Source organism: Prauserella shujinwangii (assembly GCF_003001955.1).
GTDB classification, from domain to species: domain Bacteria; phylum Actinomycetota; class Actinomycetes; order Mycobacteriales; family Pseudonocardiaceae; genus Qaidamihabitans; species Qaidamihabitans shujinwangii.
In genome coordinates this window covers 180,070-204,983 of record NZ_PVNH01000002.1, presented here as the reverse complement: position 1 = coordinate 204,983, position 24,914 = coordinate 180,070, and the positions used below count along the sequence as shown (strand labels likewise).

24 protein-coding genes, 1 tRNA gene and 1 pseudogene are annotated in these 24,914 nt (G+C 68.9%); 13 read left to right on the top strand and 13 right to left on the bottom strand.

The window, feature by feature from the left end; translation table 11 throughout:
• Nucleotides 1-25 precede the first annotated feature (25 nt).
• From B0I33_RS04255 to B0I33_RS04245, 3 genes are read left to right on the top strand one after another with little or no spacing between them, the layout of a single operon-like run.
• Entirely contained in the window at nt 26-1,141 is a 1,116-nt protein-coding gene (locus B0I33_RS04255) for an FAD-dependent monooxygenase (RefSeq protein WP_106177201.1), read from the top strand.
• Nucleotides 1,056-3,215 carry a prolyl oligopeptidase family serine peptidase gene (locus B0I33_RS04250; protein ID WP_181193172.1) on the top strand — a complete coding sequence of 720 codons (2,160 nt, stop codon included), beginning with the start codon at nt 1,056-1,058 and terminating at the stop codon, nt 3,213-3,215. The genes B0I33_RS04255 and B0I33_RS04250 overlap by 86 nt, the downstream gene beginning before the upstream one ends.
• Nucleotides 3,216-3,237: 22 nt before the next feature.
• Nucleotides 3,238-4,464: a helix-turn-helix domain-containing protein gene (locus B0I33_RS04245; RefSeq protein ID WP_106177657.1), complete on the top strand. Its 1,227-nt coding sequence runs from the start codon at nt 3,238-3,240 to the stop codon at nt 4,462-4,464.
• 8 nt (nt 4,465-4,472) lie between these two features.
• Here the strand turns inward: B0I33_RS04245 and B0I33_RS04240 are convergent, their stop codons facing one another.
• Nucleotides 4,473-5,765 (bottom strand): NAD(P)/FAD-dependent oxidoreductase, encoded by a 1,293-nt coding sequence (locus tag B0I33_RS04240; protein ID WP_106177199.1) that lies wholly within the window; start codon nt 5,763-5,765, stop codon nt 4,473-4,475.
• A gap of 229 nt (nt 5,766-5,994) precedes the next feature.
• Between B0I33_RS04240 and B0I33_RS04235 the strand changes: the two genes are divergently transcribed.
• A complete protein-coding gene (locus tag B0I33_RS04235) occupies nt 5,995-7,230 on the top strand; it encodes a metal-dependent hydrolase family protein (RefSeq protein ID WP_106177198.1) in 1,236 nt (411 codons plus the stop codon).
• Between the two features lie 269 nt (nt 7,231-7,499).
• Here the strand turns inward: B0I33_RS04235 and B0I33_RS04230 are convergent, their stop codons facing one another.
• The 4 genes from B0I33_RS04230 to B0I33_RS04215 form a co-directional block, all read right to left on the bottom strand.
• Complete coding sequence (locus B0I33_RS04230; protein ID WP_181193171.1) at nt 7,500-7,940, bottom strand: MarR family winged helix-turn-helix transcriptional regulator; 441 nt, start codon at nt 7,938-7,940, stop codon at nt 7,500-7,502.
• Nucleotides 7,941-7,947: 7 nt separating this feature from the next.
• Nucleotides 7,948-9,216 (bottom strand): ferric reductase-like transmembrane domain-containing protein, encoded by a 1,269-nt coding sequence (locus tag B0I33_RS04225; protein ID WP_181193170.1) that lies wholly within the window; start codon nt 9,214-9,216, stop codon nt 7,948-7,950.
• Nucleotides 9,114-9,725: an IclR family transcriptional regulator domain-containing protein gene (locus B0I33_RS30860; RefSeq protein ID WP_425440444.1), complete on the bottom strand. Its 612-nt coding sequence runs from the start codon at nt 9,723-9,725 to the stop codon at nt 9,114-9,116. The genes B0I33_RS04225 and B0I33_RS30860 overlap by 103 nt, the downstream gene beginning before the upstream one ends.
• Nucleotides 9,726-10,075: 350 nt before the next feature.
• Nucleotides 10,076-10,828, bottom strand: coding sequence for an SDR family NAD(P)-dependent oxidoreductase (locus B0I33_RS04215; RefSeq protein WP_106177194.1), 753 nt, complete (start codon nt 10,826-10,828; stop codon nt 10,076-10,078).
• 167 nt (nt 10,829-10,995) lie between these two features.
• Here B0I33_RS04215 and B0I33_RS04210 point away from each other — a divergent pair, with 167 nt between their 5' ends.
• On the top strand, nt 10,996-11,856 hold the full coding sequence (locus tag B0I33_RS04210; protein WP_106177656.1) for a helix-turn-helix domain-containing protein: 861 nt from the start codon (nt 10,996-10,998) through the stop codon (nt 11,854-11,856).
• A 165-nt stretch (nt 11,857-12,021) separates the two neighbouring features.
• Here B0I33_RS04210 and B0I33_RS04205 read toward each other — a convergent pair whose 3' ends face one another.
• From B0I33_RS04205 to B0I33_RS04195, 3 genes are all read right to left on the bottom strand, one after another.
• The gene (locus tag B0I33_RS04205) at nt 12,022-12,939 is read right to left on the bottom strand and encodes an alpha/beta hydrolase (RefSeq protein WP_106177193.1); all 918 of its coding nucleotides are present in this window, start codon (nt 12,937-12,939) and stop codon (nt 12,022-12,024) included.
• Nucleotides 12,940-12,943: 4 nt separating this feature from the next.
• Nucleotides 12,944-13,408 carry a YybH family protein gene (locus B0I33_RS04200; protein WP_106177192.1) on the bottom strand — a complete coding sequence of 155 codons (465 nt, stop codon included), beginning with the start codon at nt 13,406-13,408 and terminating at the stop codon, nt 12,944-12,946.
• A 94-nt stretch (nt 13,409-13,502) separates the two neighbouring features.
• Nucleotides 13,503-14,327, bottom strand: coding sequence for a helix-turn-helix transcriptional regulator (locus B0I33_RS04195; protein WP_106177191.1), 825 nt, complete (start codon nt 14,325-14,327; stop codon nt 13,503-13,505).
• Between the two features lie 58 nt (nt 14,328-14,385).
• On the opposite strand from B0I33_RS04195, the pseudogene B0I33_RS04190 reads away from it, so the two are divergent.
• A pseudogene (locus B0I33_RS04190) lies at nt 14,386-14,609 on the top strand (transposase); the annotation flags it as partial.
• Here the strand turns inward: B0I33_RS04190 and B0I33_RS30330 are convergent.
• On the bottom strand, nt 14,596-14,823 hold the full coding sequence (locus B0I33_RS30330; protein WP_425440443.1) for an IS3 family transposase: 228 nt from the start codon (nt 14,821-14,823) through the stop codon (nt 14,596-14,598). The pseudogene B0I33_RS04190 and the gene B0I33_RS30330 overlap by 14 nt on opposite strands.
• A 163-nt stretch (nt 14,824-14,986) precedes the next feature.
• On the bottom strand, nt 14,987-15,175 hold the full coding sequence (locus B0I33_RS04185) for a hypothetical protein (protein WP_106177190.1): 189 nt from the start codon (nt 15,173-15,175) through the stop codon (nt 14,987-14,989).
• Nucleotides 15,176-15,215: 40 nt separating this feature from the next.
• On the opposite strand from B0I33_RS04185, the gene B0I33_RS29845 reads away from it, so the two are divergent.
• A complete protein-coding gene (locus tag B0I33_RS29845; RefSeq protein ID WP_181193168.1) occupies nt 15,216-15,362 on the top strand; it encodes a hypothetical protein in 147 nt (48 codons plus the stop codon).
• Between the two features lie 31 nt (nt 15,363-15,393).
• Here B0I33_RS29845 and B0I33_RS04175 read toward each other — a convergent pair.
• Nucleotides 15,394-15,466 (bottom strand) — tRNA-Arg (locus B0I33_RS04175).
• 161 nt (nt 15,467-15,627) lie between these two features.
• Here B0I33_RS04175 and B0I33_RS04170 point away from each other — a divergent pair.
• Both B0I33_RS04170 and B0I33_RS04165 read left to right on the top strand, forming a co-directional pair.
• The gene (locus tag B0I33_RS04170) at nt 15,628-16,278 is read left to right on the top strand and encodes a response regulator (protein WP_106177188.1); all 651 of its coding nucleotides are present in this window, start codon (nt 15,628-15,630) and stop codon (nt 16,276-16,278) included.
• A complete protein-coding gene (locus B0I33_RS04165; RefSeq protein WP_106177187.1) occupies nt 16,279-16,884 on the top strand; it encodes a trimeric intracellular cation channel family protein in 606 nt (201 codons plus the stop codon).
• A gap of 25 nt (nt 16,885-16,909) precedes the next feature.
• Here the strand turns inward: B0I33_RS04165 and B0I33_RS04160 are convergent, their stop codons facing one another.
• Together B0I33_RS04160 and B0I33_RS04155 are read right to left on the bottom strand one after the other, a co-directional pair.
• Complete coding sequence (locus B0I33_RS04160; RefSeq protein WP_106177186.1) at nt 16,910-17,386, bottom strand: (2Fe-2S)-binding protein; 477 nt, start codon at nt 17,384-17,386, stop codon at nt 16,910-16,912.
• Nucleotides 17,387-17,396: 10 nt separating this feature from the next.
• Nucleotides 17,397-19,769, bottom strand: coding sequence for a molybdopterin cofactor-binding domain-containing protein (locus tag B0I33_RS04155; RefSeq protein WP_106177185.1), 2,373 nt, complete (start codon nt 19,767-19,769; stop codon nt 17,397-17,399).
• A 320-nt stretch (nt 19,770-20,089) separates the two neighbouring features.
• Here B0I33_RS04155 and B0I33_RS04150 point away from each other — a divergent pair, with 320 nt between their 5' ends.
• The 4 genes from B0I33_RS04150 to B0I33_RS04135 all read left to right on the top strand — a co-directional run bounded on the left by B0I33_RS04150 (nt 20,090) and on the right by B0I33_RS04135 (nt 24,847).
• Complete coding sequence (locus B0I33_RS04150; RefSeq protein ID WP_106177184.1) at nt 20,090-20,782, top strand: response regulator transcription factor; 693 nt, start codon at nt 20,090-20,092, stop codon at nt 20,780-20,782.
• Nucleotides 20,782-22,161: a sensor histidine kinase gene (locus B0I33_RS04145; RefSeq protein ID WP_106177655.1), complete on the top strand. Its 1,380-nt coding sequence runs from the start codon at nt 20,782-20,784 to the stop codon at nt 22,159-22,161. The genes B0I33_RS04150 and B0I33_RS04145 overlap by 1 nt, the downstream gene beginning before the upstream one ends.
• Nucleotides 22,162-22,336: 175 nt before the next feature.
• Nucleotides 22,337-23,422, top strand: coding sequence for a galactose-1-phosphate uridylyltransferase (gene galT / locus B0I33_RS04140; protein ID WP_106177183.1), 1,086 nt, complete (start codon nt 22,337-22,339; stop codon nt 23,420-23,422).
• An 81-nt stretch (nt 23,423-23,503) separates the two neighbouring features.
• Nucleotides 23,504-24,847 carry a S1C family serine protease gene (locus B0I33_RS04135; protein WP_106177182.1) on the top strand — a complete coding sequence of 448 codons (1,344 nt, stop codon included), beginning with the start codon at nt 23,504-23,506 and terminating at the stop codon, nt 24,845-24,847.
• Nucleotides 24,848-24,914: the final 67 nt, after the last annotated feature.

Genomic DNA, 24,914 nt, shown 5'->3' with positions numbered 1-24,914 from the left:
CCATCGTCGCTTTTAAGGAGAACGCATGAAAATTCTTGTCTCCGGCGCGGGTGTCGCCGGTCTCTCACTCGGATACGACCTCGGGATTCGAGGTCATCACGTCACGATCGTCGAGCGGGCCGATCATCTTCGGGGCAACGGTTCGCCCATCGACATCCGCGGCGACGCGATCGAGATCGCCGAGAAGATGGGCCTCCTGCCCGCGATCCACGACGCGCGGATCCGCATGACCGAGCAGGTGCATTTCGTCGACGAGAACGGCACGGCCATCGGCCGGTTGCCCGACGACATCGGCGATTCGCCCGACGACATCGAGATCGACCGCGAGGACCTGTACTGGATCCTGGCCAACGCGCTGCCCGAAACCGTGGACCTGCGGCTGAGCCAGTCGGTGAACTCGATCGCCGAGCACGACGACCGGGTGGATGTCGGGTTCGCCTCCGGCGACCCGGAGAGCTACGATCTCGTCCTCGGCGCCGACGGTATGCACTCGACGGTGCGGCGGCTGGTGTTCGGTCCGGAGCGGAACTGGATCCGGCATCTCGGTCTCTACGTCGCCAGCATCGACATGCCCGGCGAGGCCGATGCCGAAGCCGAGCGGATCAACCCCATGTTCAACTATCCCGGGCACCTGGCCGGCATCGGCCGGTTCAAGGACAAGGCAATCGCAGTCATGATGTTCGCGTCGGATCTCATCGACTACGACTACCGCGACGTCGAAGCGAAGAAGAAAATCCTGTTCGACCAGTTCGCCGAGTGTCGTTCGTGGAAGGTCCCGGCGATCCTCGACGCGGTGCGCGACGACCCCGACATCTACTTCGATTCGGTCAGCCAGATTCACATGCCCACCTGGCACCGGGGCCGGGTCGCGCTCGTGGGCGATGCCGGCTATTGTGCGTCCCCGCTCGCGGGCCGGGGCACGTCCCTGGCGATGATCGGGGCCCAGTTCCTCGCCGAGGAGCTCGACCGATCGGATGGCGACCACGTCACGGCGTTCCCGCGCTACGAGGCCCGCATGCGGCCTTATGTCGAGTTCGCCCAGGGCACGGTCGAGGGTGGCGCCGCGCTCATCGTGCCGCCCACACAGGAAGCGATCATCGAGCGGAACCAGATGCTCCAGCCGGTCGAGGCCGGTCAGTAGCGCGCCGATGGGGCCCGATACCGAATACACTCGGCCGCCGACACGTGTGTGTGACGCCGCCGACGAGTTCGCCGGATCGACGATTCCAGACCCTTACCGCTGGCTGGAGGACGACAGCGACGAGACCCGCCAGTGGCAGGCGGAACAAGCAGCGCTGGCGGCCCGCTACGTGCGGGGCAGAGGACAGCTGGACGCGGTGCGCGAGTCGGTGCTGCGGCATCGGGCCCCACGGTTCGCCGACGTTCCGGTTCAGACGAGGTCCGGCTGGTTCCGGTCCGAGGTCGTGGCGGGCGTGACCCGCGTCGTGGTCGGGCGCGAGCCGTACCGGGACGAGCGGATCGTCGTCGAGTTTCCGGCAGCGGAACCTGGCTCCGAGCCGCCCTCCCTGCCGTGGTTCGCTCCGTCCCCGGACGGCGAGGTCCTGGCCGTCGGCATCTGCCGGGACGGGAGCGAACACAACCAGATCGCGTTGTACGACGTGCGCACCGGGGCACAGCTCCCGGACATGATTGAACGTGTCCTGCACGACGGCTGGGTCGGTGGTGTCGTGTGGCTTCCCGACTGCACGGCGTTCTTCTACCTGGCCCTCGTCGGTCCGCTGTCCGATTTTCGGCAGAGGGTCTTCTACCACCGGCTCGGCGAACCTGCCGCCACGGAACCCGAGAACATCCCGCTGCCGGAGGGATTCCGGGAGTACGTCCTCGTCCAGACTTCCGACGACGGACGCTGGGCAACCGCCGTGGGAGGCCGCCGCGCACCCGTTGCCCTCGCTCGCTGCCGGCTGACCGCCACGGAACGGGAGTGGGAACCGTTCGTCACGGTGGCGGACAATGCGTTCTACGGGAACATCGTCGGCGACGACTACGTAGCGGTGACGACGATCGGCGCCGACCGAGGACGAATAGTCTCCGTCGCGATGGATTCCGTCGCCCCGGCCGATCCTGGAACGTGGCGCGAGATCGTCGGAGAGTCGGATGCGGTCATTCGCGGCACGACCCGCGTGGGCAACGAGCTTTACGTGTCGGAATGGGTCGACACCTACTCACGTGTCCGGGTGATCTCGCCGGACGGCGCCGAGGTGTGCCGTCTGGACCTCCCCGGCAAGGGTGCGATCGGTGAGCAGGCGCAACCGTTGATGCAACTGGTGGCTCGCGCCGGCCAGGAGCACTTCGTTTTCCCGTTCGCGACCTTCACGGCGTCCTGGGGTGTCTATCGGCACGACCGCTCCACCAACCAGCTCGACGTGCTGCGCGAACCCGAGGTGCGACTCGACGGCGTCACCGTGCGGGACAGGTGGGCCACGTCGGCGGACGGGACTCGCGTCCCGTACCACGTCATCTCGCGGTCCGACATGGCCGAACGGCCGGACCGGCCGACGCTGGTCTACGCACACGGTGGCTTCAACGTTGGCCTCTCGCCGGTCTACCAGATGCAGGCGGGAGTGATCGTCGACGCAGGCGGGACCTACGTGCACGCACACCTGCGCGGCGGAGGAGAATTCGGTCTCGCCTGGTGGAACGGAGGGCGCCGCGACCGCAAGCAGAACACGTACGACGATCTCTACGCGGTCGCCGAGGACCTCACCGCGAGCGGTGTCGCGTCGAGTTCCGCGCTCGGGTTGACGGGCTTCTCCAACGGAGGACTTACCGCGTGCGTCGCGGTGACCCAGCGACCGTCGCTGTGGCGGGTAGTAGTTCCCCGAGTGCCGATCACCGATCTCCTCGGCGCGTTCCGGTCGTCGTATCTCAGCGTCACGGCACGGGAGTTCGGCGAGACGTCCGACACGGACGGCGTCGTGCACCTCATGTCGATATCGCCGTACCACCTCGTCCGAGATGGCACCGACTATCCCGCCGTGTACGTCGACGCCGGCGCCAACAATCCGCGATGCCCGCCGTGGCAGGCCCGGAAATGGGCCGCCCGGATGCAGGCGGCGCAGGCAGGGACCGCGCCGATCCTGCTCCACATCTGGGAACACGCGGGCCATGGCTGGGCGACACCCGTCGAGGTCGAGATCGCGCAAGAGACCGAATGGCTGGCATTCGCACTGAACGAACTCGGTGTCCGCCTTTGAGGCGCACCCAGAGAGGTCCGCGATGGCCGACGAAGACGTGCAAGCACTCGTTGACGAACTCGCCGAGCAGTTGCACCGCTCGGTGGCGATCGACGATCCGTCCGTCAGGCTGCTCGCGGCCAGCCGCCACTTCGGTGACGAGGATCCGCTCAGAGTGACCGCGGTGCTGAACCGCTCGCTCCCCGACGAGCTCACCCGCCCGGTGCTCGAACTCGGCATCTCGACGTGGACCGAGCCTGGCCGGGTGGAACTCGATGTTCCCGGCGCCAAGGCTCGGCTGTGCACGCCGGTCCGGTCCGCCGGCCGTCTCCTCGGATTCCTGTGGCTGATCGACGACGGACCCGTCCGCCTCACCGAACACGAGATCGAGATGGCGGCACGGACCGCGGCCCGTGCCGGGGTCCTGCTGCACCGCGACCTGCTCGTGCGCGAACGCTCCAGAGCCCGCCGCAGGTCGATCCTGCGCGAGTTGGTGTCCGCCGACGAGGCGGCCAGGGCAGCGGCCGCGGAGGAACTGGCCGCCGACCAGCTGTTCGGTGAACAGCCGATGCACTACCAGGTTGTCGCTGCGCACCACTGCCCGGCCACGAGCGCCGAGGCAGCGCACGACATAGCCGTGGAGGTGGCTGTCGAGGACGGGTTGCGCGCCCAGCCGGAATGCGCCGGGCTGGTCTTCGCGCACCGATCGCGGGCCTGGCTGTTGCTCGCCCGGCCGCAAGAGCCGACAACGCGGTTTCTCCACGCCGTCGCGCAACGCATGACGGCGCGATTCCGCGCTCTCAGTGGTCCAGACGCCCGGTTGGCCGTCGGTATCGGCGCACCGGTGACGGATCTCGGGCTGGTGGTCAACTCCTACCGCCAGGCGCTGCTCGCCGTGCGCGCGGCGCGGCTCGTCCCGGCCCTCGGCGAGGTGGCTCGATGGGGATCTCTCGGCCCGTACGACATCCTGCTACGCATACCGACCGACGAGTTGGTGCGGGCGGCCGACGTGCCGCCGTTGGCGAGGCTCCAGGCCGCGGACAACGACCAGCAAGTACTGATGGGGACGCTGGAAACCTTTCTCGACAACGCCGGCGACGTCAAGCGCACGGCGGACCTGCTCTGCGTGCACCGCGGCACGCTCTATTACCGGATCCGGCGCATCGAGCAGCTGACCGGCTGCGACCTCCGCGATGGCGACGATCGTCTGATGTTGCACATGGGGCTCAAACTGCGCGGGCTCGCGGCCGCCGGCCGCTGTCAGAGCTAGTGGTGGCGTCACCCCATGACGGTTCCGGAGCTGGCCGCGTTGATGGGCCGGCGCCGGGAGAACGCGCCGAGGTCGATCGTGGCGCCGGTGTGCTTGGCGACGAACCGCACGGGAGTGGCGTCATGGTCGGCGCCGTTCTCGACCTGATTGATGATCTCGCTCATGAACTGGCCGATGACCGGCGCGTTCTTGAACTGGTTGCCGCTGGTGCCCACGGCGACGTAGTAACCGTCGAGCTCGGTGCGGTCGTAGATCGGGGTCCAGTCGTCCGCGACGTCGTAGACGCCGACGACCCCGCGGGCGCGATTCGGCACCGTCAGTTCAGGCAGTCGCCGGGCGGCACGGGTCACCTGTGCCTCGAACACCGCCGTCGTCGGAGCCGGATTCGCCGCTTCGGGCGACTCGAGCCAGTGGAACGGATCGCATTCCGGCTCGGTGCCGCCGACGAGCAGGGCGCCGCCGGTCTCGCCGCGCATGTAGGTACCAAGGTCCATGTCGGCGATGGTGATCCCGTCCTCGGGGAAACCTCGGGGAGCGGCCACGTGCGCAACCTCTTGCCGCATCGGGCGGACGTGCACGGTGAAGTCGGAACCCACGCCGGCCAACGCGTTGACGTGTCCCGACCACGGGCCGGCCGCATTCACCACGATGCCGCAGTCGATGCGGGTGCCGTCGTCCAGTCCGACCGTGCTGACCCGGTCGTGCCGGCGCTCAATGCTGGTGACCGCACGGCGCAGGAGGAACTCGGCGCCGCGCTGCCGTGCCGCTGTGGCCAGATTCTGGGCCGCCAGTTGCGGATCGTTGACGTATCCGGCGTCGGGCGTGAACACGGCGCCGAGGCGATCGTCGGCATCCTCCCAGAACCGGTCGTCCGCGATCGGCTTCGGCGGCCAGTACCGGCCGACATCGATTCCGGGAACGCTGGCGGCGAGCCGCGACGCGTCCCACTCCTCGTAGGGAACGGCCGCTCGGTCGAACAGCGGCAGGTAGAGGTGTCGCGGTGCGGTGGCAACGTCCAGCATGGCCAGGCCGGTGCGGATGTAGCGAGCGAAGCCGGCCGGATCATCGACCTCGAGGTGGTCTCGCCAGCTCTCCCATGCGAATCGCGACTCCCAGGACGCCGCTACGCCCGCCCAGGTGGAGAAGTTGAACCGGACGACCGCACTGGACGAGCTGGTCGATCCGTGCCCGACACCGCCGGCCTTGTCCACGACGAGCACACTGCGGCCGCTGCGGGCAAGCTCCAAGGCGATCGACGAGCCCACCACTCCGGCTCCGATGACCACGACGTCGGATCGCATGACACTTCCCTCCCGCGGACTTTCTCGGAACTCTGCCGGATACCGGCGAGGCGTACATCGGACAGCGGTAACGAATTCCCGTCCGATCGTGCGACAGATGGCGAAGATCGACGCATTCGAACATCTGTCGAACCATCGCCGGTCGGCGTCGAACACTTGCTTCTGGAGCTGCTGCGCGCAAGAAGCGATCATGACCTGGACAGTGGTTCACGGATAGGAGGTCGAGTCGATGGTCCGTTCGCTGCGCCTCGGTCGCCTGTATGACGCCACGCTCGCCGATCCGGCCGAGAACGTCACCGTGACGATCGACGGGGACCGATTCGGTACGGTCACTCGATCGAAGGATCGGCCGCCACTCGGTGATCAGGACCTCGACCTCGGCTCGTACTTCGGCCTGCCCGGTCTTATCGACGCGCACACCCACCTGGGGCAGGCACTTCCCGTCAACGCGATCAGAGACGAGGGATTGATCTCCATCGCGAGTGTGGCGGCCGGCATTTTCCAGAACTGCGAGCTCGCACTGGAAGCCGGGGTGACCACGGCCCGTGACCTGGCGGGCCTGGACGGCGGAATAGTGCAGGCCATCGATTCCGGTCTGGTCCGTGGGCCACGAATGTATCCGTCCGGACCTGCCCTCGCGCAGACCGGCGGGCACGGTAGCGGCCACACTCCCTACCGGATGACCGACGCTGCGCTGTGCATTCCCGGTCTGTTCCAGCGTGCGCTGGTCTGCGATGGCCCCGACGGCGTACGGCTCGCCGCCCGGACCGCGCTGCGTCGAGGAGCGACACAGCTCAAGGTGTACGGAAGCGGCGGCGTCGTCTCGTTCGCGGACGGACCCCGAGATGTCCACTTCACCATCGAGGAGTTGAAGGCGGCCGTCGAAGAGGCCACCGCCCGCCACACCTACGTGACCTCTCACGCGCACAACTCCGAAGCCATCCGGCGCGGTATCGCCGCCGGCGTCACCTGCTTCGAGCACGGCACCTACCTCGACGAGCCGACAGCCGAACTCATGGCGAATGCGGGAGCATCCCTGGTACCGACGTTCATGGTTCTCGAGGTAATGCGCCAGCGCAGCGAGAGTTGGGGCATCGGGCCCGAACTTCTCGACAGAATGGCTGGGGTCAGCGAGGCGATGCAGAAGGCCCTGTCCCTCGCGACGGACGCCGGAGTACGAATCGGTTCGGGGTCGGACTTGCTCGGACCACAGCAAGCCGGCCGGGCCTTCGAGGTCGAACTCAAGGCTCGGATCATCGGATTCCGGGACGCACTGTCCGCGGCCACCATCGGGAACGCCGAGATCATGGGCCTCGACGCCGACCTCGGTACCGTTGAATCAGGAAAGATCGCGGATCTCATCGTCGTGGATGGCAACCCATTCGACGATCCGGCCGTATTGTCCGATCCTGAGAATGTCAAGGTCGTGATCAAGTCCGGCGTGGTAGTGAAGGACATTCGGTAGTGGTGGGCGGACCGCGCCGCCCGCTCGTAGCGCCTCCTGATCGGGAGCGATCCTGGCGCGTGGGAGGGTTCCTCTCCGCGCTCAACGGCTCTCATCAGGTCTGTCATGACGTGCGAAATGGCGTGTCCGCAGGTCAGGCATCTTGTTGTCGTACGTGGACACGGTAGGGGTCCGACGAATGTCGGGTGGGATCCAGGCGGCGATGCATGCGGGAATGCGGAACACCTCGGTGATCTTCTGCGGTCAGCTTTCTCCGCACCGATTGACGATCAGCCCTTCTCCGGCCGTTCGAGGTTGTGGGCAGCCCGGTGCAGCAAATCGATCAGCTGTGCGGGTGCGTCGTCCGGCAGGCCCTCGAACGCCGCTTCGTTGATGCTCCGCGCGAGCCCCTCCACCCTGGGCACGAGTTCCTCGGCTTTCGGGGTGAGACGAACGATGGCCCGCCGCTGGTCGGCCTTGTCCGGAACCCGCATGACCAGGCCGTCACGTTCCATTCGGCGAAGGGTGAGCGCCATCGTCGGCTGCTGGATCGCCACTGCCTTCGCCAGCTCACCCTGCGTCGCGCCGCCCGTTGCGGCCAGGGTGAGCAGCGGGGGCAGGTAGGCGGGGGCGAGCCCGAGGGGACGGAGGGCCTCGGCCATACGGCGCTCGAACACCCGCGCACACCAATTGATCACGAAACCGGCGGAGTCGAAACGGTTGAAGTTCATCGCCCTCCTAACGCTTCCGCCACTGGTACAGCTCCCGGTGTACCCGCGCGTCCGGTACGTGCTGGAGTCTGCGCTCGACCATAGCCGTGAGCCCGACCGGCCCGCACAGGTACCACTCGGTCCCCTCGGGTTTGCCCGCCACGAGGCGGTCGACGGCATCGTCGTCGAGCCGGCCGCCCCGCGCGCTGAACGCCGGCGTGAGGGTCAGCCACGACCTCGTGCTGGCCAGAGTGGACAGCTCGTCCCAGCATGGCACATCACCCGCGTGCCGCGCCGCGATGACCAACTCGACCTGTCCGCCCGACACCTCGGGCGAGCCGCGCAGGACGGACAGGAACGGGGTGATCCCCGCACCACCGGCGATCCACACCTGGTGTGGTGGGGCGTCAACACCGACCGAGGGCGTGAACGCTCCGAACGGCCCGTCAACCCGCACCCGGTCGGCGACCGCGAGGCCAGTCTGCGCGCGGTCCGTCCAGTCGCCGGACGATCGGATCAGAACGCTGAGCTGCTCAACGCCTGCCGCGCTCGTCACCGTGAACGGATGTGTCTCGTCGTTCGCGGTCAGGAACACGAACTGGCCGGCACGATGCGGGGCGATGCCACGGGCCTCTTCCGGTCGCAACACGACCTCCAGCCCACGCTCTCGTTTCAGCGTCTCGACAACCGTGTAGCGGGCGCCGCCACGTGCCTTGTCCACCAGTCGAACGACGAAGCTCCCGAGGCCCAGCAACGCGAAACCACCGAGCAGGCCGCCCATGGGACTCGCCAGGGAGAACCAGCCGCTCGCCGCGATGACCATGTGCAGCGTCAACACGAGAAACGCGCCACCAGTGGCCATGTGCACCCGCTGCCACCGGTCATAGGGCACTTTCCTGCTGTGTGCCAACATGATGGACCCGACGAGAAGAAACGTGCCCAACACGCCGAGCGGAATCGCCACGCTCAGGTTGTCCAGGAGGCTCTCGCCCCGCTCAACCGCCGAAGCGATCGGGATGAGCACCACGTGCACACCCAGCACGCCGACGATGCTCGTGCCGATCACCCGGTGGGCGGCGTACACGCGATCGAGCGGGCCGAACAGCTTCTCCAGTATCGGCCGCCGGATCGCGAGGAACAGGTTCGTCGCCATCATCGCGTACGCGACCGCGCCCGCGAGAACGGCCAGACCGGTCAACCATCCCGACGCGGGGACGGCGAGGAACAGCACGCTCGCCGCCAATCCCACGAACGCACTGACGAGGACGAACGGTCCCCAACGCACTCTGAGCAGCATATATAGCATGCTATATAGTTCCGAGGCGAGACGTCACTGTGACGCTCCTCACAGAGCAGGGGAGGCCGGACTCGAGTACGTGGGCGGCCGATCTGTGCGTGCCGACGAGAGCCCAGCCCGTGACGGTCGTAGCGCACGGAGGGCATCGACACCGCCGGCCCGGCGACAGCCGTGCCGTCGGCGTCGCGGACCGGCGCACCGACGGCGAGGAGACCACGTTCGGAACGTTCCTTGCCGACCACGAAGTCACTGCGGCGGATCCGGGCGAGTTCGGCGCGCAGTGCGAGAGGGGCCGGGCGTTCGTTCGGGTGCTCCCGGTACCGCTCTTCGGTATGGATATCGTCCATTTCGGACGAATCCGGTTCGGCCAGCGGCAGGAGCCCGGCCGCGCCTGCGTACCTTCTACGCGCGCGACGAACCGGAGTGCGGACGGTCAAGCTGGCGGTTTCGTCGAGAAGAGCAGCCAGCCGGCGCAGGTGAGGGAGCGCGGCGGCACGCAGGGCCGCCACGCGGGACTGGGAGTGCACGCCGAGTTCGCGCACCGGACCGGCGCGGTGGATGCGGTCGGCGTCCTGCACGGCGAAACAGGCCGTGGCGGCGAGCGACGCGTCCGGGGTCGCGGCCGCCTCCACGGCGAAGCGGTCGAGGGTCGGGCCCGTCGCCGCGGTCGCCGACGGGCCCTCCAGCGCGGCGGAGCAGCGTAAACCGAGTGATCATCGGGCTGCGCTGTCGGCAACCGTGTTGCCGACTCCCTCGGACCTGCCCGTCGTCGGTGCCGGGCAGGTCCGACCCTGTGGCGAGCGCTTGCGACCCTTCGCCGGGTGCGTTGCCGGGCTTGAGCCGTTGTGTTCGGAGCCGGTCACCATGGGAGGCCCGTGCCTTCCCAGCGGGTGAAGGTGCCGGAGGGTGCGTCGGGTCCGAGGCGGGCGACGCGCACCACCTCGCGGGCGGCGTCCTCGACCGACTCTGTTCCCTCGAAGTTGACCAGGGCGGTTTTCGCGAACCCAGGCGAGACCAGGTTGACCTTGATGTCGCTGTGTTCCAGCTCGATCATCATCGACAGGGTCACAGCGTTGAGCGCCGTCTTCGACGCGGCGTAGGCGGGTCCGAAGGTGGAACGGTACGCGAAGGCCGGGTCTGCGACAGTTGTCAGCGATCCGAGTGCGCTCGTGACGTTGACGATGCGCGCATCCGATGATCTGCGAAGCAACGGCAGCGTGGCTTGGTACATCGCCAGGGCGCCGAAGACGTTCACCTCCCACACGGCCCGTACCTCGTCGAGGGGAGCCATACTCGCCTTTGAGGTCGCACGGAACTCGGCCAGGTCGATGTCAGTGCGGGTGGTGGAGATGGCGGCGTTGTTCACGAGAAGGTCGAGCCGGCCGGTCTCGTCGCGGATCCGTTCGGCGGCCGAAGCGATCGAGGCGGTGTCGGTCACGTCGAGCTGGAGCGCGATGGCGCCCTCGCCGATCTCTGCGGCTGCCGCCTCGCCGCGGGCGAGGTCACGAGACCCGACGAACACGGTCATGCCATCGGCGACCAGCTCTTTGGCGACCTGCTTGCCCATGCCTTGATTGGCTCCGGTGACGAGAGCGATACGTTTCGTGGGCACGAGGCTCCTCCCTGTCTGTTGTGGCTCTGCTAGACGAGCGGTGGTACCGGTAGCGGACCGCGCTCCCATGGACTGTGCGGTACCTCCGGCCGATGAGGAAGGCCACCTCAACCCTGGGAGTGGCAGGACCAGGCAACGCCACCCCAGGTGAACTACTCTCGATGACAATGGCGAATGAGACCGGCAGGAGCCGCGAGAACAGGCTCGGCGATTACCTGCGCGCCCGGCGGGAGCTTGTCTCCCCGGCGGATGTCGGTCTGCCCGAGGACGGCCGCCGTCGGGTACAGGGGCTGCGCCGCGAAGAGGTGGCCATGCTCGCGGGCATCAGCGCCGACTACTATCTGCGCCTCGAGCAAGGGCGCGACCGAAATCCCTCCGTGCAGGTCCTCGAAGCCATCGCCCGGGTGCTGAAACTCGACGATCCCTCCCTCGAGTACGTTCTCGAACTGAGTGCCACAAAGACACGAACGCGTCGTGCACCCCGGAGCCGCGAGACGGTGACGCCCCGGATCGCAGAGCTGGTCCACTCGATCAATATGCCCGCGTTCGTTTCTGGGCGATACTTTGACGTGCTCGCAAGCAATCCGCTGGCGCTGGCCCTTTCCCCGGACCTCCGGGTCGGTGAGAACCTGCTCCGTGCGGTGTTTCTCAACCCGGACGAGCGAATGCTCTTCGACCCGCGCGAGATGGTCGCGATGTTCCGCAAGCACGTGGGATCCGGTCTCGACGATCCGCGGATCGTGCGACTGGTCGGTGAGCTGTCGCTGGCCAGCGATGCGTTCCGGCAGGCTTGGGCTCGGCACGATGTGCGTCCAGCCCGGGGCGGCCCCGTCCTCATCGATCACCCGCAGGTCGGTCCGATGGAGATGAACCTCTCCAAACTCACCGTGGACGAAGCCAACGACCAGCTGCTCGTCATCTACCACCCCACCGATGCGCGTCCGGAGGGCAGGGACCAGCTCGCCCTGCTCGCATCTTTGACCGCGCAGACGCGGCCCGTCCAGCAAGAGCTAGGACAGTCGAGCTGAGAATTTCCGTGGCGCGCTGAGCGTGCTCGGCCACTACGGCCTGCCCGTGTTGGAGCGGCTGAGCGACGTGCTCGGTGGCGCGATCACGGTGGGTGGCGTGGTCGGCTCGCCGGTCCTGCGGTCGCACCGGTGGCAAAGCCCGCACGCCCGTCTCGCGGGCGGATGTCAGTCGAAGTGGCGGTCGAACCACTGCAACATCGGTTCTGGGCGGCGTTGGAACTCCAGGTAGCCGTCCCAGCGGGCGGTGGTGCCGTGTACCCAGGCCAGCTCCTTGTCCTCGACGTCTATCGCTTCGATCATCTGTTCGAGGTCGGCGGGCACGGTCAGGGAGTCGTCGTGGACGCCGTAGAGGTAGGTCGGGAGGCGTACGTGGCGGGCCCATGCCGCGTCGGGCCGCTGGTCGAAGCCGATCGAGGTGCTGAGCCTGATCCGCCGGTCCAGCTCGTCCAGGCGATCCGCGCCCACGCCGAGGATGTCGAGCATGCGGCTCATGATGACGCGGTCGGAGACGGGCTGGCAGGCCACCAGGCAGCGGATGTCCTCGAACGCGCTGGCGTCCTGGCGCATCGCCGCGAAGGTCGAGTTCGCGCCGAGGCACCGGCTGAACAGAGCCACTTTCATGCCCGCCGTGCTCGCACGGCGAGCCACGTACCTGATCGAGCCGAGCACATCACGGGCCTCGTAGCGGCCGCTGGTGACGGCGCCGCCATTCGCCGCGCCGCTGAGGCCCATGTTGCGCAGGTCGTAGGCCAGGACGTTGTAGCCCGCGTCGTGCAGGATCCGGTAGTCCGGGATGAAGTTGACCTCGAAGTCGTTGCCGCTCGGCCCCCAGATCGACGCCCACGGCTCCAGGTGGGTGGGCAGTCCTGCGCGGTTGAAGCCCATCGGGTGGTTGGCGACGATCAGCCGGTCGGAGCCGGCGGGCAGGAACCATCCCTCCAGCGGCACCCCGTCGGCGGACGGGAAGGTCACCTCCTCGAACTCGAGGTTCTCCTCCGCCGGTGTGTGCAGGATCGGCGATCGGAGGGGATTGACGAACGCGTGCGAGAGTCGGTCGAGCGCGGCTTCCGTCTGTTCGTTCATCGTCTTACTCACCGAACGGCTTTTCCGGTGTGAGGTGCGTCAGCGGCCGGCCGGTGGCGAAGTCGAGCGGCACTGAGACGTGGTCGTGGATCATCAACCATCGGCCGTCGATGCGGCGGAAGCAGTTCGTCGTCCGAACCCACATGTCGGTGTCCTGGCCGTTCATCACACCGACGAGTCGCACGAACACGCGGGCGACGGCGAGCTCGTCCGCCGCGTGCACCTCCATGCTCGAGAATTCGAGGTTTAGTGGTCCCTGAAAGGCGGTGAAGAACGACACCCAGTTCTCGCGCCACATGTCACCGCCGCGGAACTCGATGGGTGGCATGAGGTCGAAGGCGCTGAAGGCGTCACCGTCGGCGTAGAAGGACATCATGGCGTCGACGTCCTTGGCCGCAAAGGACGCCTTCCAATCCTGCATACGCTGTCGAATTTCCTGCTCGATGGGGCTTGGATGTGCCGTGGCCATTGACGTTCCTTTCCGAGGAAGCTTGCCCTGCTCATGCTTCCTCGGAGCCGCACGGCCAGCCACGCCACGCTTATCCGGGTATGACCAGTACCCCTCAGCCGTTCAACAGGTGCCGGATCCGGCGCGTGTCGACCTCGCTGTCGGGTGTGTACAGCACCAGCCCGAGTCCAGGCTCGTCGTCGATCGCGAACGACGAGTACCACATCGAAAGCTCACCGGCGACGGGATGAGCCAGGTGCTTGACGCCCTCGCCCAGCGCACCGACGTCGTGGGCTTCCCACATGCGGGCGAAGTCCGTGCTGCGGGCCCGGAGTTCCTCGACAAGACCGGCCGCCTGGCCGGTGACGCCCCAGCGGGTGAGCTCGCCCCGGAAGGTCGACACGGCGAGCGCGGCTTCGTGTTCCCAGCGCGGCAGCAGTGTCCGGGTGGCCGGATCGAGGAACAGGATCTTCAGCACGTTGCGGTCCGGTGCGGGCAGGGTCTCGTAATCGCACAGGACCAGGCGGGCGGCCCGGTTCCAGGCGATGATGTCCCAGGCCGCGTTCTTGATGTAGGCAGGCCCGTACGGGAATCCGTCGAGCACCTTGCGAAAACGGGAGTCGAGATCAGTCGCACCTGCGTGCGGCCCATCGGCCCCTTGTCCGTGGACGAGCTGGAAAACGTGCGCTCGTTCGGCACGGTTCAACAGCAGTGCATCGGCCACTCGGTCGAGCACCTGTGCCGACGGCGGCCCGCCGCGGCCCTGCTCCAGGCGTGTGTACCACTCGACGCTGAGGTCCGCCCGCCGGGCGACCTCCTCGCGCCGCAAGCCGGGAGTGCGCCGACGAGTGGAACCCGGCAGGCCCACCTCGGCGGGATCGAGCCGTTCGCGCCGGGACCTGAGGAAGGCGCCGAGTGAGTTCTCCGGCAATGTCGCCACCCCGGCACCCTACGTGATCGGCTGTAGCCTTCGCCCGATCTCACCGAGAGAGGGTTGGCTCTACACCGCCCCGACCGAGGCCGCGGCACGGGAGCCGCTTCGCCGAGTTCGCCGACGCCTGGGGCATCCGCTATCCGGCCATCGTCCGGCTCTGGGACGACGCCTGGGCAGAGTTCGTGCCCATCCTTGCCTTCGACGTCGAGATCCGGCGGGTGATCTGCTCGACCAAACGCCATCGAGAGCGTCAACGCCCGCCTCCGCCGCGCGGTCAAGGCCCGCGGTTTTCCCCAACGAGCCCCGCGCTCAAGGGTGTCTCCCTCGGGGTGATGCTCGGAGGGTTGGTTACCTGGATTCGGTTGGGGACGCGGGGATGATGTGCTGGTGTGTTGTACCAGCTGCCGATGTAGCTGAAGATCACGTTCTCGGCCCCGTCGCGGGTGCGCCAGGAGTCCCGGGACACGAGCTCGATCTTCAGCGTGGAGAAGAAGTTCTCCATCAGCGCGTTGTCGTAGGAGTCGCCGACCGAGCCCATTGACGGCAGGATTCCGTTGTCCGCCAGTCGTTGCGCGAAGCGGCTGGCCGGGTTCGGCGACGACCTGGCCGGCGAAACCACCCACATCAGCAACCGCAGCCGCGTGCGCTGCGGTGGGGCAGCGGCTCTAGCTGCGGATGTGGTCGAGTTGTACGGCTGCGAGCGCCTTGTCGTCGTGGCGCTTGGCGCGGGGTAGCTGGCGGCCGTCGGGATCAGCATCGCGCTCCCAGATCTGGCAGCGGTCGAGCGGCGCGGCGAGGTCTGTCTCGTCGGCCCGGGCGATGCGGGGCCAGTCGTCGAGGTGCAGCCGCGTCATCGTGTTGTATGCCCCGTCCGTCGCCAAGACTGCCCACGGAGTGGCTGAGACGGAGCGCATCAGCACGACCCAGGAGGACTACATGGGACGCGGCGTGGTGGGCGACGACGTGGCACCCGCGCTGGGGGAGCGGCCGACGATCACGCCACCGAAAGACGGGAGTCAACCGTGGGAAGGCTCGGCGTAGCTCCCCTGGTCAGGCTCTGACCAGGGGATTGCGCCCCCGGAAGGATTCGAACCTTCGACACCGGCTTTAGGAGAGCCGTGCTCTATCCCCTGAGCTACGAGGGCAGGTTGCTACTGCCTGACAGCTTAGCTGGTCGCCGGACGCGTGGGTGAGGGGCATCTTGACTCCGAGCGGATTGCTCACTGTAATACCCCCACTACCAGTGGGTAACCAAACCCTCGACCCGGAGTGGCGATCCCGCTCCACCGGCTGCCGGAGGCTTCCGTTGATCAAGGTGATGTTCGCCGACGACGAGGAAATGGTCCGCTCCGGGCTGCGCGCGATGATGTCCGGCGCGCCTGACATCGAGGTCGTCGGCGAGGCCACCGACGGCAGATCAGCCGTCGAGGCCGCCCGGAGATACCACCCCGACGTCGCTCTGCTCGACATCCGGATGCGTGCCGCCGACGACGGCATCCGCGCGCTGCGGGCCATCCAGAGCCTGCCGGAGCCTCCGACCGTCGCGATGCTGACCACCTTCGACATCGACGAGTACGTCAGCCTCGCCCTGCGGTTCGGCGCGAACGGGTTCCTGCTGAAGGACATCGACCCCACCGCGCTCGTCCGCGCGATCCGCGACCTGCACCGCGGCGGCGCCGTCCTCGATCCCGGGGTCGCCGCCCGGATGGTCCACGCGCACCGCGACGAGCAGCGTGCCGCGGCACCCGCCCGCAAGATGCTGGCCTCCCTCTCCGAACGCGAGCGCGAGGTGGTCGGGCTGATCGGGCAGGGCCTCTCGAACGCCGAGATCGGCTCCCGCCTGCACCTTTCGGAGGCCACCGTCAAGGGCTACGTCTCCGCGGTGCTGTCCAAGATCGGCGCGGCCAACCGGGTCCAGGCCGCGCTGCTGGCCTACCGCGGCGGATTGATCCACTGAGTGTTCGTCGCGCTGGAGATCCTCGGCCTCGTGGCGTTCGCGGCGTCCGGCGCGCTCGCGGCGGTCCGCGCGCGGCTGGACATCTTCGGCGTGACCGTCCTCGGCATCACCACCGCGCTGGGTGGCGGCATCATCCGCGACGTCCTGCTCGGCATCCAGCCGCCGACCACGCTGCGCACCTGGCCGTACCTCGCCGCGTGCGCGGCGACCGCCCTGCTGGTGTTCGCGTTCCACCCGCAGCTCGCCCGGCTGCGCAGGGCGGTCCTGCTGGCCGACGCCGTCGGCCTCGGCATGTTCGCCACGGCGGGCACGGCGATCGCGCTCGACGCCGGCGTGCCCGCCTACACCGCCTGCCTCATCGGCATGACCACCGGCATCGGCGGCGGCGCGCTGCGCGACGTGCTGCTCCGCGAGATCCCGCTGGTCCTGCGCAAGGACATCTACGCGCTCGCCGCACTGGCCGGGGCGGTGCTGGTCGCCGCGGGCGACGCGCTGCGCCTGCCGCAGGCGCCCGTCACGCTCGGCGCCGCCGCGTTCGTGGTCGCGCTCCGGGTGGTGGCCCTCTGGCGACGCTGGAACGCGCCCGTCCCGCGCGGCACGGGCTGAGCCGGGCCGCGCGGGACAGGGTGCGTCACATCTTCTTCGCGCCGTCCTTGATCGCCTCGCGGATCCTGGCGTAGGTGCCGCAGCGGCAGATGTTGCGGATCTCGTCGATGTCCGCGTCACCGATCTCGCGGCCGGCCGCCCTGGCCTGCCGCACCTTCGCCACCGCGGCCATGATCTGTCCCGGCTGGCAGTAGCCGCACTGTGCCACGTCGCGTTCCAGCCACGCCTCCTGCATCGGATGCAGATCGGCGCCGACCGTGCCCGGCAGGCCCTCGATCGTGGTGATCTCGTCGTCCGGCTCGACGTCGGCCACCCGCACCGAGCACGGGTTGAACGCCTTGCCGTTGATGTGGCAGGTGCAGGCCTTGCAGACGTTGATGCCGCAGCCGTACTTCGGGCCGTTGATCCCGAGCACGTCGCGCAGCACCCACAGCAGCCGGACATCGTCCTCGATGTCCACCGTGACCTGCTTGCCGTTGACCTTGAAGGTGTGTGTGGGCACCGGATGCTCCTCAGTACGCGAACTCGAGGCCGTTGGTCGGCGAAGGGGGCAGGGGCGGCACGGTCGCCTTCGGCTTGAAGCTCAGCGTGCCGTGGTTGATCGGGAAGCTGGTCGGGATGGTCCCGGTGGCCCTGGCGTAGGCGCACGCGACCGCCGCCATCGCCGAGGGGACGCCGAACTCGCCCGCGCCGCCCGGCTCGCCCGTGGTCGGCGGCATGACGATGATCTTGGTCTCGAGTGGCGCGTTCCAGTGCCGGGTGTAGAAGTAGTCGTCCCAGCTGCCCTCGAGCAGCGTGCCGTCCCGCAGGTGCAGGCTCGACGTCAGCGCCTGGGCGATCCCGTCCATGATGCCGCCCTGCATCTGCGCCTCCAGCCCGCGCGGGTTGATGGGCAGGCCGGTGTCGACCGCCATCACGGCCTTGGTGACGCGGGGCCCGGTGACCGCGTTGCGGATCTTCCGGTTCACCGTCTCCGGCCTGCAGTCGATCTCCACCAGCGTGGCGGTGGCCCCCTTGTACTCCTTGTGCACGGTGATCGCCTGCGCGGTGCCCGGCTCCATCTCGCGGCCCCACTCGCCGACCTCGGCCGCCTTGTCGAGCACGGCCCGGACGCGGTCGTCGTCGACGAACTGCCTGCGGAAGGTGTACGGGTCCTTGCCCATCTTGGCGGCGAGCTGGTCGACGATCAGCTCCTGCGCCGTGCGCACGTCCGGGTTGACCAGGTTGCGCACGCTGCTGGTCGGGAACGTGTCGTAGGTGTAGACCTCGTTGAGCAGCTGCGTGACCGCGCCGAAGTTGTACGGCACGTTGACGGTGAGGTGGAAGACCGGCACCGAGAAGCCGAGCTCGTTGCCCTGGCCCAGCGGCGGGATCTTCGCGCCGAGCGCGGTGATGATCTCGCCGAACCCCTGCGTGTAGTCGGTGGCGACGCTGGTGTGCCGCTGCTCGAAGGTGAGCACGTTGCCGCCGGAGTACGTCGCGCGGATCCGCGACGTGCACATCGGGTGCATGCGGCCCTGCCGGCACTCGTCGGTGCGGTGCCACATCAGCTTGACCGGCTTGCCCATCTTCTTCGAGGCCTCCGTGGCCTCCAGCACGACGTCGTTGAACATCCGCCTGCCGAACGCGCCGCCCGCCTGCACGACGTGCACCGTGACGGCGTTCAGCGGCAGGCCAAGCTGGGCCGCGACCTGCTCCTGGCACAGGATGGGCGACTGCAGTGGCGCCCAGATCTCCGCCCGGTCGGCCCGCACGTCGGCGACCGCGGTGTTCGGCTCCAGCGCGGCGTTGTTGCGCCAGTAGAACGTGAACTCGCCCTCGACCACGCCCGTCAGCGGCTTCAGTGCGGGCACCGTCAGCGGGATCTCGGCCTTCTTCAGCCTGGCCAGCACGGTGTCGTCCGACTCGCCGTCCACCGTGCCCGGGTTCCACGCCACGTCGAGCGCGTTGACCGCGTCGATGCACTGGCCGAACGTCTTCGCCCGCACGGCGACGCCCGTGGCGATGGGCACCACGTCGGTGACGCCAGGCAGCCGCCGCACCGCGTCGAGGTTCGCGACCGACGCGGGCGTGCCCTTGATCGTCGGCGGGCGGCAGATCATCGTCGGCAGCGCGTCCGGCACGTCGAGGTCCATCGCGAACTTCTTCCGCCCGGTCACCGCGTCCAGCGCGTCGATCCGGTTCTGCGGGGTGCCGATGATCTTGAACTCGGAACGTTCCTTAATCCGCACCTCGACCTGCTCGGTCTTCTGCGCGGCGGCCAGCTCGGCCAGGTCGCCGTAGCTGATCCGGCGGCCGTCCGCGGCCTCGATGAAGCCGAGGTGCGGGGTGAGCGCCGTGACCGTGTCGCCGAGCTGGATCGCCGCGGCCTTGAGCAGCTGCTCGCGGGCGATCGCGGCGGCCACGCGGATCGGGTTGTACATCGAGATCGTGGTGTTCGAACCGGCCGTGAACTGGTTGAACATCAGCTCCGGGCGAGCATCGGCCAGGGTCACGTTGATCTTGTCGAGGGGGAGCTCCAGCTCCTCCGCGATCAACATGGCGGCCATCGTGGTGACGCCCTGCCCGCTCTCGGCGCGCGGCATGTCGAACGACGCCGTGCCGTCGGGGTTGAGCACCACCGCGATCAGGTTCGCGGTGGGTTTCGTGGCGAGGGTCAGCAGGTCGTTGAGGTCGAAGACCTCCTGCACCTCGGGCAGGGACGGGATGACGGCGCCGGCTTCCCGCGGCGCGGCGAGCGACCCGCCCAGGTGCGCGGCCGCGGCGAGGGTGGGCGCCGCGACCAGGTAGCCGAGGAAACGGCGGCGGCCGAGGTCGGGGCCGGGGGATTCCGGTGGGGTGTCCGGTCCGGGCGGCCCGGACCGGGGTGAACGACGCTGTTCCATCAACTGTCCTCTCCAGCGACCCGGGAGGGAGCGGCCCGGGCGTCGCGATCGACTCCCGCCGACGGCCGTGTCCAGCGGGCGATACCCGGCCCATGATGGTGCTGGTCAACCCCCATATCGAGGGCAGAACGCCCAGATATCGCGGGGGCCGGTTGTGCACCCTGTCACACTCATCACTCGGTCGAGCGTTCTACGCTTTCTCGCTGTGCCGCTCGATCGCTGTGGTGCTAAATTTCTGTGGTTCTGTGTGCCTCGTCCCTTTTGGGCGGGGAACCGCGCACGTTAAGCGCTGTCTCAGCCGGGCGGGTAAGACTGGGCCCATGCGCATTCTCGTCGTCGACGACGACCGGGCCGTTCGTGAGTCGCTGCGGCGTTCCCTGGAGTTCAACGGCTACCAGGTGGAGCTGGCCAGCGACGGTGCCCAGGCCCTGGAGATGGTGGTCGCCAACCGGCCGGACGCCATGGTGCTCGACGTGATGATGCCCAGGCTCGACGGCCTGGAGGTCGCCCGCCGTCTCCGCAGCACCGGGGACGACCTGCCGATCCTCGTCCTCACCGCGCGGGACACCGTCTCCGACCGCGTGTCCGGGCTGGACGCCGGTGCCGACGACTACCTGCCCAAGCCGTTCGCGCTCGAGGAGCTCCTCGCCCGCCTGCGTGCGCTGCTGCGCAGGGCGAACTCCGAGACGCAGGCGGCGGGGGACTCACCCGCGCTGAGCTTCGCCGACCTCACGCTCGACCCCGGCACGCGCGAGGTGCGCCGCGGTGACCGGCAGATCAGCCTGACCAGGACCGAGTTCGCCCTGCTCGAACTGTTCATGACGTACCCGAAGCACGTGCTCACCCGCAGCCGGATCCTGGAGGAGGTCTGGGGATACGACTTCCCCACCTCCGGCAACGCGCTCGAGGTCTACGTGGGTTACCTGCGGCGCAAGACGGAGGCGGGCGGCGAGCCGCGCCTGATCCACACGGTGCGCGGGGTCGGGTACGTGCTCCGGGAGACGCCACCGTGATGCAGCGGGTCCAGGAGCGCCGGGGCAGGCGCTTCTCGCTGCGCAGGCGGGTCACCCTGCTCGCGGCGATGTGCGTGGCCGGCGCCGTCGCGCTGGTCTCGCTCGGCGCGTACCTGACCGTGCGCGAGAACCTGTACCAGCAGCTCGACGACAGCCTGACCGAGCGGGCCATGGCGGCCGTCCGCAGCCCGACCGTGCAGGACCGGCTGCAGGAGATCCCGGGCGCGTTCCTGGTCAGCAGCGACATCCAGATCGGCGTGCTCCTCGCCAATGGCAACCTGGTCTACCCCAAGGACGGCACACCGCCCCCGACGGGACCGGCCGAGCTCGAGGTCGCGAAGGGGGCCGTGGAATCGCGGCTGCGCACCGACCCCGCCACCGACACCCGCGTGATCGCGGTGAACACCGGCAACGGCGAGGCGATGGTGCTGGCGCAATCGCTTGCGCCGACGAAACAGGCGCTCGCGGAGCTGTCGCTCGTGCTGTTCCTGTTCGGCGGCGCGGGCATCGTGGTCGCCGCCGCGGCGGGCACCGCGGTGGCGCGGGCGGGACTCGGTCCGGTGGAACGGCTGACGTCGGCGACCGAGCGGGTGGCGAGGACGGGTGACCTGCGTCCCATCCCGGTCAGCGGGGACGACGAGCTCGCCCGCCTGACGCACAGCTTCAACACGATGCTCGGCGCGGTGGCGGAGTCGCAGGACCGGCAGCGCAGGCTGGTCGCCGACGCGGGGCATGAGCTGCGGACGCCGCTGACCTCACTGCGGACGAACCTGGAGCTGCTGCTGTCGGCGGGCCGCCGCGGTGCGCCGGAGCTGCCCGAGCACGACCGGGCGGAGATCGAGACAGACATCCGCGCCCAGCTCGACGAGCTGACCCAGCTCATCGGGGACCTCGTGGAGCTGGCGCGGGAGGACCAGTCGCAGGCGGAGGCCGAGCGTGTCGACCTGGTCGACGTCGTGGAACGCGCACTGGACCGGGCCAAGCGCAGGGCGGGCGAGATCCAGTTCGACTCCGAGCTGGAACCGTGGGTGCTCACCGGCGACTCCAGCGCGCTCGAGCGGGCGGTGCTCAACCTGCTCGACAACGCGGTCAAGTTCTCGCCGCCCGGCTCGACGGTGCGGGTGCGGTTGCGCGACCTGGCCGACGGCAGTGCGGTGATCGAGGTCGCGGACTCGGGGCCCGGGATCGCGCCGGAGGACCTGCCGAGGGTGTTCGACCGCTTCTACCGCTCGTCGGAGGCGCGCACGCTGCCCGGTTCCGGGCTGGGACTGGCGATCGTCAAGCAGGCCGCCGAGCGGCACGGCGGCACCGTCTACGCGGGCCGGGCGCCCGAGGGTGGCGCCCTCATGACGATCCGGCTCCCCGGCGTTCCCGGCTGACCGCCCCTCCCGATCCGCGCCGAAGCGAGGGAGCCGGAGAGGGAGCGAGGGAGCTTTACTCTCGTTTGACGGTAGTAAAGCTCCCTCGCTCCCCCGGCGGGGAGGGGTGGATGTTTGTTCGTGTAGGATTTTGTGTAGTTCAGGTGGTGTGCGCGGGACGGAGTGGAACAGCCGAGTGAGGAAGACCGTTCGGCATCTCGCCGACAAGCGGGAGATCGTCTACTACGACGACACTCCGGGAGCACCCCCGCGCGACGCCGTCGACACCCGTGACCTTCCCGCCGTCTCGGCGGCTTCCGAGATCCGCCGCGACCCGCTGACCGGTGAGTGGGTCGCGATGGCCGCCCACCGGCAGACCCGCACCTACAAGCCGCCCGCCGACCTGTGCCCGCTGTGCCCCAGCAGGCCCGGCATGCCGAGCGAGGTGCCCGAGGCCGACTACGACGTGGTGGTGTTCGAGAACCGGTTCCCCTCGTTCGCGCAGGGGGTGCCCGGCGGGGGAGCGTCCGTCGACGGCGCCGGTCTCGTCCCCGCCGCGCCCGGCCGCGGCCGGTGCGAGGTCGTCTGCTTCACCAGCGACCACGAGCGCTCCTTCTCCGAGCTCAGCCGTTCCCGGGTCCGCACGGTCGTCGACGTGTGGGCCGACCGGACCGCGGAGCTCTCCGGACTCGACGGCGTGGCGCAGGTCTTCCCGTTCGAGAACCGCGGCGAGGAGATCGGCGTCACCCTGCACCACCCGCACGGGCAGATCTACGCCTACCCGTTCGTCACCCCGCGGACCGAACGGATGCTCCAGACCGCTCGCGCCTACCACGCCGAGCACGGGCGCCACGTGCTCGGCGACGTCCTCGCCGCCGAGCACGCGTCCGGCCGCAGGGTCGTCGCCCGTGGCGAACACTGGACCGCCTTCGTGCCGCCCGCCGCCCGCTGGCCGGTCGAGGTCCACGTGGTGCCGCACCGCCAGGTCGCCGACCTCACCGCGCTCACCGATGCCGAACGCGACGACTTCGCCCGCGTCTACCTCGACGTCCTGCGGCGCTGCGACCACCTCTACGACCGGCCCCTGCCCTACGTCGCCGGATGGCACCAGGCGCCCGTCCACCGCGACCGGGACCTCGCCTGGCTGCACCTGGAACTGTTCTCGGTGCTTCGCGCGCCGGACAAACTCAAGTACCTTGCCGGATCGGAGTCCGGCATGGCGGTGTGGGTGAACGACGTGACCCCGGAACAGATCGCGGAGCGGCTTCGTTCCGCCGTGTGAGCGGTCACGAACCTGGGAACTCATGCCTTGGCCACAGGTTCGGCTCAGCCGGCTCTCAGGACCAGGACGCATGGTGAGGACATGACCGAGAACGACCCCTCTGCTCAGGACAAGCCCTCAGCCCCGGAGCAAGGCGGTTGGCCCGCCCCGGACGAGAACAACCCGCCCACGCCGCCCAACCCCTGGTCCGCACAGGGTCAGGCGCACGCCGGTTACCCGCAGTACCCGCAGTTCGGCGGGGCCGGGAACAACCCGTTCGCCTCGCCTGCCCCGGACGCCAGGGCGGCCTCCTTCGGCACCGCCACCGCCACGTACCCGGCACCGCACGACCAGCCCGAGCGGCGGAAGGGCTCCACCCGGCTGATCGTCGGCGTCGCCGTGCTCGCCCTGCTCGTCGGCGGCGGTGCGGGCACGGTCGGCGGGTACCTCGCCGCGGGCAGCGCGGGCGGGGGCACCTCGGTCAACGCCCTCGACCAGCCGCAGCCCGCGAAGCAGACCGGCAACGTCCCCGACGGCAGCGTCGAGGCCGTCGCGCAGAAGCTCCTGCCGAGCGTCGTCCAGCTCCAGGTCCAGGGCCGGGGCGGCAGCGGAGAGGGCTCCGGGTTCGTGCTGAGCAACGACGGCTACATCCTCACCAACAACCACGTCGTCGAGTCGGCCGCAGGCGGGGGCGACATCACGGCCGTCTTCCAGGACGGGAAGGAAGCCTCCGCCGAGGTCGTCGGGCGCGATCCGACGACGGACATCGCCGTGGTCAAGGCCCAGAACGTCAGCGGGCTCACGCCCGTCGAGCTGGGCCGGTCGGACGACCTGAACGTGGGCGAGTCCGTGGTCGCCATCGGCTCGCCGTTCGAGCTCGCGGGCACGGTGACCTCCGGCATCATCAGCTCGTTGCACCGCCCGGTCACCGCGGGCGGGCAGGGCGACCAGACGACGGTCATGGACGCCATCCAGACCGACGCCGCGATCAATCCGGGCAACTCCGGCGGCCCGCTGGTGAACATGTCGGGCCAGGTCATCGGCATCAACTCGGCGATCTACAGCCCGCAGGGCGGCGGCGGTCTGCCCGGCCAGTCCAGCGGCGGCAACGTCGGTATCGGCTTCGCCATCCCGATCGACCAGGCACGTCGCACCGCCGACCAGATCATCGAGAACGGCTACGCCACGCAGACCTACATCGGCGCGTCGGTCACCAACGCCGGGTCGGGCGGCGCGCTGATCCGTGGAGTCGAGCCGGGCAGCCCCGCGGAGAAGGCGGGTCTCAAGCAGGGCGACATCATCACGAAGATGGGCGATCGCGCCATCGATGACGCCAACGAACTGGTGGCGGCGGTCCGCACGCGGGCGCCTGGCGAGGAGGTCACCTTCACGCTGCAGGGCAACCGCACCCTCGACATCACCCTCGGCGGGCAGCGGGTGAACTAGACGCTCGGCCGCGGTGCGGCCGAGACCAGCCACCGGGTCGTGAGTGGAAACCGTGGTGAGAACGACG